The 15,608-nt window shown below is 42.4% G+C and carries 17 protein-coding genes; 4 read left to right on the top strand and 13 right to left on the bottom strand.

Features of this window, described 5'->3' with window-relative positions:
• Positions 1–129: 129 nt before the first annotated feature.
• The 6 genes from CC90_RS0103600 to CC90_RS0103575 form a co-directional block, all read right to left on the bottom strand.
• On the bottom strand, positions 130–654 hold the full coding sequence (locus CC90_RS0103600) for a hypothetical protein (protein ID WP_031389457.1): 525 nt from the start codon (positions 652–654) through the stop codon (positions 130–132).
• A complete protein-coding gene (locus tag CC90_RS0103595; protein WP_051869275.1) occupies positions 641–1,393 on the bottom strand; it encodes an ABC transporter ATP-binding protein in 753 nt (250 codons plus the stop codon). Before CC90_RS0103595 ends, CC90_RS0103600 begins: the two co-directional genes overlap by 14 nt.
• Before the next feature lie 22 nt (positions 1,394–1,415).
• Positions 1,416–1,781, bottom strand: coding sequence for a GntR family transcriptional regulator (locus tag CC90_RS0103590; RefSeq protein WP_031389455.1), 366 nt, complete (start codon positions 1,779–1,781; stop codon positions 1,416–1,418).
• Between the two features lie 44 nt (positions 1,782–1,825).
• Positions 1,826–2,581 carry a hypothetical protein gene (locus CC90_RS0103585; RefSeq protein ID WP_031389454.1) on the bottom strand — a complete coding sequence of 252 codons (756 nt, stop codon included), beginning with the start codon at positions 2,579–2,581 and terminating at the stop codon, positions 1,826–1,828.
• Positions 2,574–3,434, bottom strand: a complete 861-nt coding sequence (locus CC90_RS0103580; protein ID WP_031389453.1) for an ABC transporter ATP-binding protein — start codon at positions 3,432–3,434, stop codon at positions 2,574–2,576. The genes CC90_RS0103585 and CC90_RS0103580 overlap by 8 nt, the downstream gene beginning before the upstream one ends.
• A 205-nt stretch (positions 3,435–3,639) precedes the next feature.
• Entirely contained in the window at positions 3,640–4,926 is a 1,287-nt protein-coding gene (locus CC90_RS0103575) for a bifunctional folylpolyglutamate synthase/dihydrofolate synthase (protein ID WP_031389452.1), read from the bottom strand.
• A 68-nt stretch (positions 4,927–4,994) separates the two neighbouring features.
• Between CC90_RS0103575 and CC90_RS0103570 the strand changes: the two genes are divergently transcribed.
• Positions 4,995–5,396 (top strand): putative ABC transporter permease, encoded by a 402-nt coding sequence (locus CC90_RS0103570; RefSeq protein WP_031389451.1) that lies wholly within the window; start codon positions 4,995–4,997, stop codon positions 5,394–5,396.
• Here CC90_RS0103570 and CC90_RS0103565 read toward each other — a convergent pair.
• Both CC90_RS0103565 and CC90_RS0103560 read right to left on the bottom strand, forming a co-directional pair.
• Positions 5,391–6,752 (bottom strand): MATE family efflux transporter, encoded by a 1,362-nt coding sequence (locus CC90_RS0103565; protein ID WP_031389450.1) that lies wholly within the window; start codon positions 6,750–6,752, stop codon positions 5,391–5,393. The two genes, CC90_RS0103570 and CC90_RS0103565, sit on opposite strands and share 6 nt — an antisense overlap.
• 66 nt (positions 6,753–6,818) lie before the next feature.
• Positions 6,819–7,202: a PH domain-containing protein gene (locus CC90_RS0103560; RefSeq protein ID WP_242843238.1), complete on the bottom strand. Its 384-nt coding sequence runs from the start codon at positions 7,200–7,202 to the stop codon at positions 6,819–6,821.
• A gap of 375 nt (positions 7,203–7,577) precedes the next feature.
• Between CC90_RS0103560 and pyrB the strand changes: the two genes are divergently transcribed.
• The gene (gene pyrB, locus CC90_RS0103555; RefSeq protein ID WP_031389448.1) at positions 7,578–8,492 is read left to right on the top strand and encodes an aspartate carbamoyltransferase; all 915 of its coding nucleotides are present in this window, start codon (positions 7,578–7,580) and stop codon (positions 8,490–8,492) included.
• Between the two features lie 22 nt (positions 8,493–8,514).
• Positions 8,515–8,949 (top strand): aspartate carbamoyltransferase regulatory subunit, encoded by a 435-nt coding sequence (locus CC90_RS0103550; RefSeq protein WP_031389447.1) that lies wholly within the window; start codon positions 8,515–8,517, stop codon positions 8,947–8,949.
• A 212-nt stretch (positions 8,950–9,161) separates the two neighbouring features.
• Here CC90_RS0103550 and CC90_RS0103545 read toward each other — a convergent pair whose 3' ends face one another.
• Together CC90_RS0103545 and CC90_RS0103540 are read right to left on the bottom strand one after the other, a co-directional pair.
• Positions 9,162–9,419: an HPr family phosphocarrier protein gene (locus tag CC90_RS0103545; protein ID WP_031389446.1), complete on the bottom strand. Its 258-nt coding sequence runs from the start codon at positions 9,417–9,419 to the stop codon at positions 9,162–9,164.
• A gap of 271 nt (positions 9,420–9,690) precedes the next feature.
• Positions 9,691–10,557 carry an NAD-dependent epimerase/dehydratase family protein gene (locus CC90_RS0103540; RefSeq protein ID WP_035315130.1) on the bottom strand — a complete coding sequence of 289 codons (867 nt, stop codon included), beginning with the start codon at positions 10,555–10,557 and terminating at the stop codon, positions 9,691–9,693.
• Positions 10,558–11,220: 663 nt separating this feature from the next.
• Here CC90_RS0103540 and CC90_RS0103535 point away from each other — a divergent pair.
• On the top strand, positions 11,221–12,753 hold the full coding sequence (locus CC90_RS0103535; RefSeq protein WP_031389444.1) for an ABC-F family ATP-binding cassette domain-containing protein: 1,533 nt from the start codon (positions 11,221–11,223) through the stop codon (positions 12,751–12,753).
• 33 nt (positions 12,754–12,786) lie between these two features.
• On the opposite strand, the gene CC90_RS0103530 is transcribed toward CC90_RS0103535, so the two are convergent.
• The 3 genes from CC90_RS0103530 to CC90_RS0103520 are packed head-to-tail and all read right to left on the bottom strand — an operon-like array spanning position 12,787 to position 15,457.
• Positions 12,787–13,560 carry an ABC transporter ATP-binding protein gene (locus tag CC90_RS0103530; RefSeq protein WP_031389443.1) on the bottom strand — a complete coding sequence of 258 codons (774 nt, stop codon included), beginning with the start codon at positions 13,558–13,560 and terminating at the stop codon, positions 12,787–12,789.
• Positions 13,544–14,437, bottom strand: coding sequence for an ABC transporter permease (locus CC90_RS0103525; RefSeq protein ID WP_031389442.1), 894 nt, complete (start codon positions 14,435–14,437; stop codon positions 13,544–13,546). The genes CC90_RS0103530 and CC90_RS0103525 overlap by 17 nt, the downstream gene beginning before the upstream one ends.
• A 21-nt stretch (positions 14,438–14,458) precedes the next feature.
• Positions 14,459–15,457 carry an ABC transporter substrate-binding protein gene (locus CC90_RS0103520; protein ID WP_031389441.1) on the bottom strand — a complete coding sequence of 333 codons (999 nt, stop codon included), beginning with the start codon at positions 15,455–15,457 and terminating at the stop codon, positions 14,459–14,461.
• Positions 15,458–15,608 lie beyond the last annotated feature (151 nt).

Here is a 15,608-nt window from a genome sequence, read left to right as displayed (position 1 = left end):
CACACACTCTCGCAGCCAAGTACTTCGACAGCACAGCTTTTGTTCCGCGCGCATAGCTGCGCATTCGTATTTTACCACAAACAAATTCATTTTAGAAGAACCGTTTCACTCTTTTCCGGTTCTTCGTTTCTATGACGCCCTTTCAATCCCTAAATATGTGATAAAATCATAAAGCAGAAAAAATAGTGCAAAGACTGCCACTGCCAAAGCCGCCTCCGCAATTTCAATGATATTTTTTCCAAAATCCATAACCGGATAGCGATTGCCTAATAATACAAAATAATAACATCCTACGGAACAAATCATATAAACTATCACAGCATTTACCATAATTCTTATTTTCGCCCCATATATTTCTTTTAGAGTAAGAGGCGTAATCTCATATTTTTTCGGAAGAAAAGCCTTTTCTCCCTGTTCATTGATCCAAAAAAGCTTGTGATTCATATACAGGAAAATAATTACCATGCCGCCTAACAAATCATTGCTGAAAAAAGGAATAGCTCCGGTTCCCTCAGACCACGAACTTCCATATATATTTATTTTCGAAGACACCGTGAAAGACATTAAATTTACTAAATTTATAAACACTATACCAAAAACCAACAGCTTATAAGTAACTCCGATACGTTTCTTTTCATCTTTATAATATGTCATTTTTTCGGTCTCCATTTCTTTTAAGCAGTTCTCCGATATGAAGTCTCTTTTCCATATAGCCCTGGATTATTTCCCTCTTCACCTTATCCTCCAGCGCCTCTCTCGTATCGTTTATCTTCAGCTCACCATGGTCAAGAAGAAGGATATAATCCGCAATGTTATCCAAATCTCCGGTAATATGCGTAGACATCAGGATTCCTGTTCCTTTTTCCATGATATCCTGAAGAATCCTTAAGAAATCTCTGCGGAATACAGGATCAAATCCTGCCGTCGGCTCATCCATTAATATGAATTCCGTACGGTGTGCCATAGCAAAACATAACTGAAATTTCATTTTCATCCCTTTAGAAAACTGGTATATCTGCTTGCCCTTGGGAATTTCCAACCGGTCCATCCATACATAAAACTCTTCCATACTCCAATTATCGAAGTATTTTCCAAGGATCTGCCCGTTTTCAAGAGGTGTTTTATCCAGAAAAAAGGTTATCCTCTCGGACACCAGAGACACTCTCTGTTTTACAGCAGACGGATTTCTTTTTAGGCTGATGCCGCCAATTATCACATCTCCGCTAAATTTCCTGTCAAGGCCTGAAAGAATATTGAGCAACGTTGTTTTTCCGGCTCCGTTGATACCTATGAGTCCGGTAAGATATCCGGCCTCAAGCACAAAATTCACAGGCTTTAACGCAAAGTCCTTATATTGTTTTTCCACTCCCACACACTCCAGAACCGCTGCCATTTACTCCCCTTCCTTTCCTGTTTCAGTATAATTCCTTAATCATATCCTGCATCTCTTCCATGGTCAGGTTCAGTTTTTTTCCTTCCTGTATCCACTCCTCCAGCCTGCCTTCCATTTCCCGCAGCTGCTCTTCCCGCAGTTTCTTTGTATCCGGCTTTTTTACATAAAAGCCTTTTCCTGTCTCCGAATAAATCAGCCCCTCTTTTTCCAGTTCTTCATAGGCTCTCTTCGTCGTTATGATACTGACCTCTAATCCCCTTGCCAAAGACCGGATAGACGGCAGCATATCTCCCGGGAGAATTTCACTATTAATAATTGCCTTCTTTATATCGCCTACAATCTGTTCATATATCGGCAAATTATTATCTGTTCTTATCCTAATATTCATATTTTTCCACTCCTGCCAAAGGTCCGCCGGCCCTCTGTTGCATTTTAAATGTCATACTGCACATATTCTTTTTCCGGTTCCTGCCTGTAGACATTTTCATAAGACATTGCTTCCATCAATATTGGTTTAAAATACCTTACTCCGAAATATCCGTTGGAAATGAGCATCATAACAAGAATACCTGTCGTCCATGGCTTTCCCGGGAAAAAATTAAGTAAGGAACATGTATAGAACACAATGTTCTGAATAAGGATAAAACAGAACCAATATATATTTACTGCTATCTCAGCCTTAGAATAAACGGCATAACCTTTTTCATCCAGTTTTCTCGCTCCCTTTATTCCAATTCCGACCTTAAGATTTATATTCCATATGGTAAAAAACCATAAGATTATCTGTACGGCTTTTGCCCCCTCGTTACCGGTAATGAAAATATCCCGTGTTGTGATAAAAAGAACCACCATCAAAAATAGGAAAGAAAATAATAACTTTATAAAAAATTGCTCAATTAAATATCTCATCCTTTCCTTTTTCCCTGCCCCGCATACAAACATTCCCCGGCAAATCCGCAATGTTATTTCTTGTGCGAACTGATAAAGAATAATCAGCAGAAGCAAACTTATCAAGATGCGTTTCATCTGCACTGCTTTTACCGCAGATAATGCTTCCGCAATTTGAGGATTCATAACAATATTTTCCAGAATTCTGACACTCCCAAAGCCAATGATCATATATAACATCCAAGTTGTCAGCCGCTTTTTTACCGTTACCCACATATCCGTCATCATAATACTAAACATAGGAATATCCTCCTTTTTCCAGACAATACATAATATCCTCCAAAAGAGGTTCCTTTACTTCATATTCTCCATAATCTTCCCCTTCCGTACTTTCTAAAAAAGCATAGCTTCCGTACTCCCCATATTCCTTATAAATAACACGGAAAAAAGGAAGTGTCTCAATCTGCTCTTTCGTACCGTAAACTATACGATAGCGCTCTTTCAAGTCCACGGTCGGCATGCTCAAAAACACCGCTCCGTCTCTCATGAGCACAATATAGTCGCTCATTTTTTCCAAATCTTCCGTAATATGCGTGGAAAACAGAACACTTCTCGTCCCATCCTCCACGATTTCCTGCATATACCTCATAAGTTCTTTGCGAAACAGCGGGTCAAGCCCTGCTGCCGGCTCATCCATAATGAACAGCACCGCATCATGGGAAAGAGCAAAAGCGAGCTGAAACCGTACCTTCATTCCTGTCGACAAACTGCCCACCGTCTTATTTAAAGGTATCCCGAAATTCTTACAGAAAATACGGAAAAGCTCCTCATCAAACTTGGAATAAAGCTTCCCGAATCCCTTCGCATTGCGGATAACGCTCATACTTTCTTCAAACATATTCTCATCCAGAACAAAGCCGATTTTATCTTTTACCGCACGTTCCTCTTCTTCCATTTCCATATCATCGACATAAACTCCTCCGCCGTCTTTCTTATATAGATTTAGTATGGTATGAATCAATGTTGTCTTGCCGGCGCCGTTTACACCGAGCAATCCCATGATGTATCCCGGCTTTAAAGAAAAACTGATATCTTTCAGACAGAATTCACCGACTCTCTTATTCAAATGCTCCACCTTCAATAAATCTTCCATATGACCTCCCCCGACAGACGAATCGGCTCACCAAACTGCGAATTAAGCAATCAACTGTATATAAACTGTCTATATCTATATATACACTATATCTATCATACCGTCTGATGTCAATCTCATTTTTTCCATTTTTAGCTAAAAAATAAGACCAAACCTTCACTTCATTCACATAAAGTTAAAGACTTGGCCCTATTCCGGCTATAACTCAATCCCTATTCTCCACAATCTTGATCAAATCGCCCAGATAAGACAGAGAACCGAATGCAATAATGACACTGTCTTTATCCGCAAGCAGATAGCTAAGTTCCACCGCCTCTTCCAAACTGTCGGAAGCGGTCACTCTCGGATGAAACTTCTGCACTTCTTTTGCCAGATCATATGACTGCATGGCCCTTGGATTTCCCGGTGCCGTTATCGTAATGATATCTTGCGCAAGTTCATATGTCTCTCCAATTATCTTCTCGTATTCTTTATCCCTCAGCATCCCCATTATATAAATAATTCTTCTATTTGCAAAATAGAAACGGATGGACTGGGCCAGCTTCTTTGCCGCATCCTCGTTATGGGCACCGTCAGCAATGAATAACGGTTTTCTTCCTATCACACTGAAGCGCCCGCGCCACACCGTATCCGCAAGTCCCGTCCTGAGTGCTTTTTCCTTAACAGGATAGCCTGCCTGCCCCAGAACTTCTATCGTCTTTACCGCAAGCGCCGCATTCATAATCTGATGCTGCCCCGCCAGTCCGATTTCCAAATCCTTGTAACCCTCATAAGAAAACCGCTGCTTTTCCACACCATATTTGATCCGCGTGATTTTTTCTTCTTCTACTGCAAAAAAAGGGCTGTTTTTATCCTCTGCCCGTTTCCTTAAAATAGATAAAACCTCCGGTTTCTGAACCATACTAATTACATAACAACTGTTTTTTATAATTCCGGCCTTATTCTCTGCAATCTCTTCCTGTGTTTTTCCAAGATACTGCATATGGTCCATGCTGATCGATGCGAACACAGCCGCCACGGTGTTTGAAATGATATTGGTCGCGTCCGATAAGCCACCCATCCCTGTTTCTAATATTACAATGTCGCATTTCATTTTCTTAAAATATAAAAAGGCCATAGCCGTCTCAATTTCAAAAGGCGTTGGATGCGGCAAACCTTCCGCCACGATTTCGTCAATCATCCGCTTGATTTCTTCCAGACATTCACACAATGCCTGTTTCGTAATCGGACGTCCATTGACCTGTATCCGTTCCCTATATCCAAAAATAACAGGCGATATGTATCTTCCCGTCTTATATCCTGCCGCTTTAAAAACCGTGGAAAGATATGCAAGAACAGAACCCTTTCCGTTAGTACCTGCAATATGGATAAAGCGCAGATCATTCTGCGGATTTCCTAACCGCCTGCAAAGCTCCCTCATATTGTCGAGACCGAGTACACTCCCGTATTGATTTACTTCTTCCATATATTCCATGGCTTCCTTATAGTTCATACTCGCACCTTTCCTGTCTGTAAAATACGCAAAGAATAATATTTTTTTATTTGGAAATAATTATCCTCATGAAAAAACTAATCCATAACTTTATCCACTGTGGCATCCTTGGCTGGTGCCTCGAAATTACCTTTACGGCGCTGAATTCCTTTCGGCGCAGAGAATTTAAACTGACGGGAAATACTTCTATCTGGATGTTTCCCATATACGGCATGGCATCCTTCCTCGCTCCGGTATGCAAAATCGTGAAAAAGAGACATTTTCTCATCCGGGGAATCGTCTATGCTTTCCTTATTTTTCTCGGCGAGTTCATCACCGGTTCGCTTTTGATGCGAAAAGAAATATGCCCTTGGGATTACTGCCGCTCCAAATGGAATATCAAGAAAATCGTCCGCTTGGACTATATTCCCTGCTGGATATTCGCAGGTCTTCTTTTCGAGCGCCTTATAAAGGAAAGTGACGAACTATGAGTTCTGCCGGATGACCCTCGCATCGTTACGCCTCTGTGCATTCCTCATTACAAAAATATATGCAATCGCTAAGAAAATACCTGTCATCAGCCACGCGCTGGCATTTCCGAAGCAAACGCCTACATAACTTTGATAATGCGCAGCGATAAAGGCCAGAGTGGCACGGCAGATCAGTTCCACGGCACCTCCGAGCATCGGTACCACAGAATATCCGCTGGCCTGCAGAGCATTTCGGAAAATGAATATCATGCCAAGAGGAATGAAGAAGAAGCCGCAAATCGTCACATAGGTTCTTGCATATCCCAGTACCTCCGTAATATCGCCGCTCACGAACAGACCGATCGCATATGGAAGTATCTGCATTATCACAGCATAAATTGCGATTCCATATATTGCCGACATCACATTGGCAATTCTGACGCCCCGTCGGATTCGGGCAAAATCATTGATTCCCCTATTCTGTGCACAGTAAGTCGCCATTGTCATTCCTATAGCAACAAACGGCTGTGTTACGAACTGCTCTACCTTAGATGCCGCCGTATAGGCCGCCACCACGGTGGAGCCGAACAGGTTCAGCGCCGCCTGCACCATCATTGTTCCTATTGCCGTGATGGAAAATTGAAGTGCCATGGGCAGACCGATGCTAAGCTGATTGGCACAGCATATATAATCCACCTTCCAATGCTCCTTGCCAATACATAGTATCGGTACCTTCTTCCTAATGTAAATCAGGCAGAGAACTCCCGACACGCCCTGCGAAATAACGGTAGCAATAGCAGCCCCGGCTACCCCCAGAGGGATAACGACAATCAGGAATAAATCTAAGACTACATTGAGCACCGCAGCGATCATCAAAAAATAAAGCGGCACCTTGCTGTTTCCTACCGCCCTTAAAAAGCTGGCAAGCAGGTTATAAAAAACGGTGCACATCATACCTATACACATAATTACAACAAAGGTCTTGGACATCTCGAAGATATCCTCCGGCGTATTCATAATGCTCAGAAGCTTGTCCATACCCGCAATGCTTACAATCGTCATGATAACGGTAACTATTACGGATAAAAAAACAGCATTGCCCACACTCTTTTTCAATCCCTCAATATCCCCTGCACCGAAACGCTGGGCGGTAAGTACGGTAAAGCCCGTAGTAAGTCCCTGCATAAAACCAAAAATCAAAAATGTAATCGTTCCGGTAGCGCCTACTGCCGCCAACGCCTGTACGCCAAGAAAGCGGCCTACGATAATCGTATCCACCATGGTATATAATTGTTGAAAAATATTTCCTATAATAAGCGGGATAATAAATTTAACAATTAGCTTGGAAGGGCTTCCCTTCGTCATATCCAGTTCCATATCTCTTCTAACCTTTCAAAATACCTTTAAAAGGCGGTATGAAAATTCATCCATACCGCCGCATTTTTATAAAATGTCCTCATCACCACTTAGCCCTGAGCTTATATCAAGCGTGTTGAGGGTTCTTCTTTTTCTTCTCGCTTCCTCAGAAGTCTTCAGAATGTAGTCCTTGATTTCCTTCGCATGTCTGATATGTATGAGCTGCAACTTAGGATGGGTCGTATCTCCGGTAAAACACACAACGGTTCCCAGTCTGAATATTCTTTCTAATAAAGTGGCCTGAAGCTCAACGTCTTGAACCTTATACATGTAACAGTCATTCTCATAAGTCCTAAACAAGCCGCTGTTGACCACAATATATTCTTCTCCCACCGTATATTTCGTAAATGTCCATGGAAGTCCAAAAAACAAAAGCCTTTTTCGTTCTACATATTCCATAATAATGACCATTCCTTTCCTCATTATTTCACACTTTATTTATTATATAAGATAGCTAATCATAATGCAAAGCCTTTTCATAGATTTAATAAATTTTTATAAGTTTTTACATTGAAAGAGAAGAACCATTGTGGTATCATAGAATAAATTTTAGAGCACATATTTTTCATGAACGAGTTAAGGAGGTATCCCATGGCAGTAATAGCGCATAACGAATGTTTCAGATTTTCCCAGATGCCGCTTAGCCATTTATTTTTTTTCCTATTCGTTTCATCTATATCGTTCATAGTTAAATTTTAAGTCGAAGAGAATTATTTCTCTTCGATTTTGTATGTACGGCTATTATTTTTACAAACACCCAATTACACGGAAAGGAAGGATAACACTATGAGACATTTAATGGGCCCCCTCGACTTTACTGCCGAAGAACTTGATAAGCTCTTCGACCTCGCAAATGATATCGAGCACAACATGGCTAAATATGCTCACGCATGTGACGGAAAAAAGCTCGCCACCTGCTTCTACGAACCGAGCACCCGAACGAGGCTTAGTTTTGAATCTGCAATGCTGAATTTGGGAGGAAGTGTTATCGGCTTTTCCGATGCCGGCTCCTCTTCCGCATCCAAGGGAGAAAGCGTTTCCGATACGATACGCGTCATTTCCTGCTTTGCGGACATCTGCGCTATGCGTCACCCAAAGGAGGGTGCTCCAATGGTCGCTGCCAGCAAATCCTCCATTCCGGTCATCAACGCCGGAGACGGCGGTCATCAGCATCCGACCCAGACACTTACCGATTTACTCACCATCCGCTCTTTAAAAGGAAAGATTGAGAACTTTACTGTCGGTTTGTGCGGAGATTTGAAATTCGGGCGGACCGTTCATTCTCTTATCCACGCCTTGATGCGCTATCCTGATATCCATTTCATCTTTATATCACCGGAGGAACTGAAGGTTCCCGATTATCTCACCGATATGCTGAAGGAAAAGAACATCCCTTATGAAGAGGTCATTCGTCTGGAGGAAATCATGCCGAGCCTGGATTTCCTATACATGACCCGTGTACAAAAAGAGCGATTCTTCAACGAAGAGGATTACGTAAGATTAAAAGACTTCTACATATTGGATAAACCAAAAATGGATCTGGCCAAAAGCGATATGCTCGTGCTCCATCCGCTTCCCCGCGTCAATGAAATTTCTGTGGAAATCGACGACGATCCCCGCGCCGCATATTTCAAGCAGGTGCAATACGGTGTGTACGTCCGGATGGCACTCATACTCACATTGTTAGAAATTCAAGTATAGGGTAGGAAGGGAGGAAAATTTCATGTTAAATGTAGGAAAAATTGAGGAAGGCTTTGTTCTCGACCATATCGAGGCAGGCAAGAGTCTTTCCTTATATCATCATCTTCAACTGGATAAGCTGGACTGCACCGTGGCCATCATAAAAAATGCGAAAAGCAACAAGATGGGAAAAAAGGACATTCTCAAGGTGGAATGCGATATCGATACGCTGGACTTGGATGTTCTCGCCTTTATTGATCACTGCATTACGGTAAACGTAATCAAAGACGGTGAAATCGTAGACAAAAAGGAGCTGGTGCTCCCTAAGGAAATCAAAAACGTTATCAAATGCAAGAACCCAAGATGTATCACCTCCATCGAACAGGGGCTTCCTCATGTCTTCGTACTTGCGGATGAGAAAAAAGAAGTTTACCGCTGCAAATACTGTGAAGAAAAATACGAAGATACTGCAAAATAGCCCACGGATAGCGGGCAGCATGCTTCGCAAACTCTTGCTATGTGAACAAAAGTGTGCTCGCACACTCCTGCAGCCGAATACTTTGACTGCACAGCTTTTGTTCCGCGCGCATTGCTGCTCCTCTATCTTTTCTATAATAGGGCTACCTTTTCCTATTATAAAAAGAGGAAGCCCTGAAATACGAATCCTTCGATTCATAAAAGGGGCTTCTCCTATAAATTATTCTTGAAAAATTCTGCCAAATCCACTACTGCTCTAGCCTCATCCGGTCCCTCCGCCTCTACCAGGACCTCATCTCCCGCGGCAAGCCCAAGCGCCATCACGCTAAGGATTCTTTTCGCATTTCCGAATCTGTCGTTCACACTGACAGAAATTGCCGACGCATATGTTAAAGCCTTTCTCACAAGCTGTCCCGCCGGACTCTCGAACATCTCCTGATAATCCGTTATTTTATATCGAAAACTTTTCATACTCTGCACCGAAAGCTAACTGCTTTCTCCTCCGCTTTCCTTATAGTTTTGCAAAGGTCTCATGACACCTTCTCTATTCCTATAATTCCCGCTTTTTTGCTTTATATTCTTTCATATTTTCAGTTTAATAATGATTTAAACTCTCTTTTTCCGGTGATGATCGAAAAGCATACGGACATATATACCGTACTAAATAGAAACGTTATTGGGATATTCTGATCGTTGCATAAATGAAAATACTATGCGGATATATAATTCTTTGCCAAATATCTTACACTGCAGCTTCTTCTATATATCCGTCAATTAAATCATAAATCCATGCTTTTAGCGGTGAAAAAGCAAATCCTAAGCTGCCTGCTTTGTCCGTATTGATACTATTTTCATCCACACCATTATATGGAGCGTCTTCTCCGTACGAAGATAATATTACCTTTTTGCCGGTTCTGCTTTCCACATAATCGGCAATATCCCTGATAGATATCGTTCCTTCGCTTGCGCCGTTAATTGATCCCGAATAATCATTGACTGCAAGATAAGCCAGGAAACTTCCGGCCTCCTGAGAGCGCACAAAGGACATTTGTTTGTGAAAATTATCCACATTCATGGGCTTTTGCTTTATTATATGCTCTATATAAAATTGCAGCCTTCCGGTATAATCATCTGACCCGATTACAAACGGAAATCTTACCGCGACGGAATGAATATGTGCGTATTCTTGAAACAAAGCACATTCTGCCTGCCTTTTTATCTCATCATAAGGGAAATCCGCTCTATCGCACCAGATCAGCTTTTTTCCCAGCGGATCGAAGGCTTCTTCCACTGCATTCATATACTTCTCGTAAACGGCTGTAGTTGAAATCATAATATACTTATTGCAGGTAACAATATCGAGAAGACGCCTTATATCGTTAGAGCTGTAGGCCAAACTATCATATATCACATCAAAATAAGTATTTTTAAGACCTTCTTGTAAGCTGTCCTCATTCATTCTGTCGATGGTCAGCCTTTTTACCGAATCTGCAAAATTGTCTTGTGCGATGCCTCTTGTGGCAATCGTTACCATATGGCCCTGCCTTAGCAGTCCATTTACCAGATGCTTTCCCATAAACCGAGTTCCGCCGATAACTAAAATATTCATTGTCATTACCTCCAGCTTCATTATAATAAATTATATACCATTGTGAAACTCTAAATTTTTATTCATATATGAAAATCTAACGGTGGCTTTCTATTGACGGACAATGATTATGCCATTCCCTGTCTTCCTCCTACTGATTATATTGTCTGACAGGAGTGAGCCCTTAGAGCTTATAGTTACCGTCTAAAGATTGACAGATGACTTTTGATGAAGTATTATAAGTGCCAAGGGCAATGCCCGAAAAGGAGCATCATCATGAACTATTATATAACCAATCAGCTTACAAGGAAGCTGCGCTCTGTACAATCCATACCGGTGAAACATTGTGCAGAGTATAGCGATAAAATAACGCGATAGGATTTCATCGGGAAACAGTCAATACGCATACCAGCGCCGCAGGAAGCTGCCGCGAGTATGTTTATTTCTTGTTTCCCGTATATCATTTAAGCGTAAATAAGGCTATGGACAATGTTTTTGTCCGTAGCCTTTTGTTTGAATACAAGAGCAATCGTAAGACATGTTGCTCGTTGTTTTTATTCCGGCTATTTCAGGCCAGGAAATGCAGAAGGCGAATACACTCGTGTATTGTTGTCTTCTGCATTTTTAATTTTACCGTACACCTATACTATAACTTTTACAGAAACAGAAAGGACTATAATCAACATGAGCTTATTAGAAATCGAAGGATTAACCCATTCATTCGGAGACAATTCTCTTTATAAAAATGCTAATTTATCACTAAACAAAGGGGAACACCTCGGCATCGTGGGACAAAACGGTGCAGGAAAAAGTACCCTGATCAAGATCTGCACTGAGCAGGTTATCCCTGATGCCGGTCGAATTATCCGGCACCCTAATATATCTATGGGCTATCTGGATCAATATGCTAAAATAAATGGACTCACCACGGTGAAAGACTTTTTAAAGTCAGCCTTTTCAAGGTTCTATACAATAGAGGAAGAAATGTCGATGCTGTACGAAAAAGCGGCTTGCGGCAATATGGAATGCTTAAGCCTTGCGGCTAAAAAGCAGGAACAACTTGAAATCCACGGCTTTTATTCCATTGATACCAAGATTGATCAAGTGGCATCAGGACTAGGACTTCTCACTATAGGACTGAGTCGTCCCATTGAGCAAATGAGCGGCGGACAGCAAGCAAAAGTAATTCTTGCGAAGCTGCTTTTGGAAAAACCAGATGTCCTTCTTCTCGATGAACCAACCAATTTCCTGGACAAGGAGCATGTTGAATGGCTCGCAGATTACCTTTCTTCCCTGGAAAATGCTTTTATGGTCGTATCTCACGACTATGCTTTCCTTGATAAAATCGCCAACCGTATATGCGATATCGATAATAATGCATTATCAAAATACTATGGTACCTATTCGGAATTCTTGAAAAAAAAGACGCTTTTGAGGGAAGATTACATCAAACAATATACCGCTCAGCAAAAGGAAATCAAAAAGACGGAAGAATTCATTCAAAAGAACATTGCAGGGAGAAAATCGAAAATGGCCAGAGGCCGCAGAACACAGCTAGAACGTATGAATAAAATGGAAGCGCTGGAGCAAAAGGAAATCACACCGCACTTTCACTTCATGGAATTGCCCTCAACTAATGCCGAACATCTGTCGGCAAAGAATTTATCGGTAGGTTACCACTACCCGATTTTATCCGCCATCAACTTTAGCGTGACCGGAGGAGCAAAAATAGCGATAACCGGATTTAACGGAATCGGTAAATCAACCTTACTTAAGACCTTGGTCGGTCAGCTTCCGGCAATGCAGGGCCGCTATAGCTTCTCCGAGCAGGTGACCATTGGATATTTTGAGCAGGATTTAATATGGCCGGATGAGACGAGAACACCGATGCAAATCGTGTCAGATACCTATAGCAGCTTAGTCGTTAAGGAGGTACGAAAACATCTTGCCCGATGCGGAATTTCCAGCAAGCATGCGATGCAGCCTATCGCCACCTTAAGCGGCGGTGAACAAGCGAAAGTAAAAATGTGCCTTCTTGCACTGGCTCCGTGTAATTTCCTGATCATGGACGAACCAACCAACCATCTTGATATTCAGGCAAAGGAGGCGCTTAAAGCTGCTTTATCTGAATTTTCAGGTACGGTCCTGCTCGTTTCACACGAGGAAGCATTTTACAAAGATTTGGTACAGAGAGTCATTAGTATTGAAAAAAGGTAATCGGAGAATATCAAAAGGCGCTGTCTTTTATCATTAATTCCCGCATTCCACGCTAATTTTATTAAAGACGCTCATTATTTCTTCCGTTTGCAGCCCCTTCTTCTCTTCGCCTGCCTTATCCAGAATCACATTGCCCTCGTGCATCATCAAAAGTCTATCCCCATATTCTACCGCATAGCGTAGATTATGGGTGACCATGATGGTGGTCACCTTTTTCTCCCTGACTATTTTATCTGTCAGTTCCATGATGATTTCCGCGGTCTTGGGATCCAGCGCAGCTGTATGCTCATCCAATATTAAAAACTCAATAGGAGACATGGTTGACATAAGTAAAGCCAATGCCTGCCTCTGCCCGCCGGACAAAGAGCCTACCTGTGTATACAGCTTATCCTCAAGGCCCAGATTCAAAGATTTAAGCTGCTCTTTATAATAATCTGTTCTCGCCTTGTTCACGCCGCGCCCCAGACCGTATTTCTTCCCCTTGTTATCAGCAATGGACATATTTTCCAAAATATTCATACTGGGACAGGTTCCTTTGGACGGGTCCTGATACACGCGCCCGATTTTGCGGTGCCTGAAAAAGTCCCTTTTTCCCGACATATCCTCTCCGTTTACCTCTATTCTGCCGCTGTCGATGTCGATGCTGCCGCAGATAATATTTAACATAGAGGTTTTGCCGGAACCGTTGCTGCCTACCACAGCCACAAAGTCTCCTTCATCTATCTTAAGACAAAAATCCTGAAAGAGACAAAGTTCATTAATAGAACCGGCATTATAATTTTTATTAATATTAATTAGCTCTAACATGTCTGCCTCCCGTCTTCTTTCTTTCCATTCCTATTACTAATATGATAAGGAACAGCACCGCGGTAATCAGCTTGAGATCCGTAGAAGGAAGTCCCATTCTGATAGCCAGCGCCACGCAGCCTTTGTATAGAAGAGAACCGATTACCACACTGGAGGTTATTTTGAAGAACGTCACCTTCTTAAAAAGACTTGTTCCTATGATAACGCTGGCAAGTCCGATGACTACCGTGCCCGTTCCCATAGAAATATCGAAATATCTCTGCTGTTGGGCGAATATGCATCCGCTTAGAGCGACCAAGCCGTTAGCGATGGCGAGCCCGACTATCTTCACCAGCCCCTTATCCACTCCCAGAGAGGTTACGATAACGTCGTTGTCGCCTACCGCACGAAGGAGGAAGCCTGACTTTGTACTCATATAACCATCGAGCAAATATTTAGTAATCATAGTAATAAGGAAAATAATGATTACTGTCTTATACGCCGACATACCTTCCGGAAAAACGGCATTGATAAAGCCGTTATCAAAAATCGTAGCCATGTTGTAAATAGGCAGATTAGCCCTTCCGGCAATTCTCAAATTTACCGTATAAAGAGCAGTCATCATGATAATGCCCGACAAAAGGTCCCGCACCTTCAGCTTGACATGGATGAGTCCCGTACATATACCTACCAGCGCTCCCGCCGCAAACGTTATGGGCAGCGCTGCAAGAGGATTCATTCCGGAAGAAATCAGCATGCAGGTAATTGCCGCTCCCATAGGAAAGCTTCCATCTACCGTCAAATCCGGGAAATCCAATATTTTGTAGGTTATATATACCCCCAGAGCCATAATGGCATATATCATACCTTGTTCCAACACACTGAGTAATAAAGTCACTGTAATTCCTCCGGTAATTTCTTATTCTACAATTATTTCGTCGAACTTTTCATATGCACTGCTTACGAACGTATCGTCCAATGCAAGGTTTATTTTTTCTGCTGCTGCCGTATTCACATATAAGCTGGGCTGCGAGATAACTTCAAAATTCATTTCAGAAGCCTTTGCTTCACCTTTTAATACCTTAGCTGCCATTTTACCGGTCTGCTTGCCAAGCTCATAATATTCCAGACCCATGGAAGCCACACAGCCCGCCTTGACCTGTTCCACCTCGGAACCGAATACCGGGATTCCGGCATTGTTTGCTTCCGCAATTACTGTCTGTAATGCGGATACTACTGTATTATCCGTCAAATTCGTAATACAGTCAACCTTTGTTACGATATCCGCTGCCGCCATACCCACATCGGCAATGGTATTGATTCCCGTCTCTATAATTTCAAATCCGTAATCGCCTGCATATTTCTTATATTCTTCAATAGCGCTGACGGAGTTCACTTCACTGGTCGTATAAATAATACCTATTTTCGTCGCCTCAGGCAAAACCTTGCGAATCATCTCAAGCTGCTCGGATACTGCCAGTGCGTCGGAGGTACCGGTCACATTCCCGGCAGGTGTACCGTCTGCCCCTGCAAGTCCTGCTTCCACCGGATCGGATACTGCCGTATAGATAACCGGAATATCCGTATTCAGGCAGGAATTGTACGCACTCATGGCGCTGGGCGTGGCGATGGTACAAATCATATCCACCTTCTGCGATACGTAGTTATCCGCAATCGTACTGGCCGTTCCCGTATCAGACTGCGCATTATCAAAAAGCACCTTCAGGTTCTCACCTTCTTTAATTCCCTCTTCCGCAAGTCCGGCGAGAAAACCTTCCTTACAGTTATCCAGGGAACCGTGTTCAGCAAATTGGGAAATGCCGATGGTATATCCATCCGAAGCCTTTTCTCCACAAGCCGTCAGCATTGCCGTCATAGTTACCGCCGTTAAAAGTACTGCTAATAATTTCTTTTTCATAATCTCCACTCTCCTTTTCTTATTATGCCTCCGTTTACAAGAAAAACTACACTCTCCATATTCCATCCAAAAGTGCCTCACTGCAGCATGTCAGGTGTATCCCGCCGAAGAAAAAGTTTCTTCACAAAGCGAGTGCACAAAAAAACCGCCT

Origin of the sequence: Kineothrix alysoides (assembly GCF_000732725.1) — a bacterium.
Taxonomy (GTDB): domain Bacteria; phylum Bacillota; class Clostridia; order Lachnospirales; family Lachnospiraceae; genus Kineothrix; species Kineothrix alysoides.
The sequence above is the reverse complement of the archived record's forward strand: the minus strand, read 5'-3'. Positions and strand labels throughout refer to the sequence as shown.

What these genes read in the sequence shown, in the direction of transcription:
- CC90_RS0103545 (WP_031389446.1), bottom strand. Translation starts at nt 9,419, where the DNA reads ATGAAAAGTTTTCGATATAAAATAACGGATTATCAGGAGATGTTCGAG.
- CC90_RS0103580 (WP_031389453.1), bottom strand. Translation starts at nt 3,434, where the DNA reads ATGGAAGATTTATTGAAGGTGGAGCATTTGAATAAGAGAGTCGGTGAA.
- CC90_RS0103600 (WP_031389457.1), bottom strand. Translation starts at nt 654, where the DNA reads ATGACATATTATAAAGATGAAAAGAAACGTATCGGAGTTACTTATAAG.
- CC90_RS0103520 (WP_031389441.1), bottom strand. Translation starts at nt 15,457, where the DNA reads ATGAAAAAGAAATTATTAGCAGTACTTTTAACGGCGGTAACTATGACG.
- CC90_RS0103590 (WP_031389455.1), bottom strand. Translation starts at nt 1,781, where the DNA reads ATGAATATTAGGATAAGAACAGATAATAATTTGCCGATATATGAACAG.
- CC90_RS0103560 (WP_242843238.1), bottom strand. Translation starts at nt 7,202, where the DNA reads ATGGTCATTATTATGGAATATGTAGAACGAAAAAGGCTTTTGTTTTTT.
- CC90_RS0103575 (WP_031389452.1), bottom strand. Translation starts at nt 4,926, where the DNA reads ATGAACTATAAGGAAGCCATGGAATATATGGAAGAAGTAAATCAATAC.
- CC90_RS0103570 (WP_031389451.1), top strand. Translation starts at nt 4,995, where the DNA reads ATGAAAAAACTAATCCATAACTTTATCCACTGTGGCATCCTTGGCTGG.
- CC90_RS0103595 (WP_051869275.1), bottom strand. Translation starts at nt 1,393, where the DNA reads ATGGCAGCGGTTCTGGAGTGTGTGGGAGTGGAAAAACAATATAAGGAC.
- pyrB (WP_031389448.1), top strand. Translation starts at nt 7,578, where the DNA reads ATGAGACATTTAATGGGCCCCCTCGACTTTACTGCCGAAGAACTTGAT.
- CC90_RS0103530 (WP_031389443.1), bottom strand. Translation starts at nt 13,560, where the DNA reads ATGTTAGAGCTAATTAATATTAATAAAAATTATAATGCCGGTTCTATT.
- CC90_RS0103540 (WP_035315130.1), bottom strand. Translation starts at nt 10,557, where the DNA reads ATGAATATTTTAGTTATCGGCGGAACTCGGTTTATGGGAAAGCATCTG.
- CC90_RS0103565 (WP_031389450.1), bottom strand. Translation starts at nt 6,752, where the DNA reads ATGGAACTGGATATGACGAAGGGAAGCCCTTCCAAGCTAATTGTTAAA.
- CC90_RS0103535 (WP_031389444.1), top strand. Translation starts at nt 11,221, where the DNA reads ATGAGCTTATTAGAAATCGAAGGATTAACCCATTCATTCGGAGACAAT.
- CC90_RS0103550 (WP_031389447.1), top strand. Translation starts at nt 8,515, where the DNA reads ATGTTAAATGTAGGAAAAATTGAGGAAGGCTTTGTTCTCGACCATATC.
- CC90_RS0103585 (WP_031389454.1), bottom strand. Translation starts at nt 2,581, where the DNA reads ATGTTTAGTATTATGATGACGGATATGTGGGTAACGGTAAAAAAGCGG.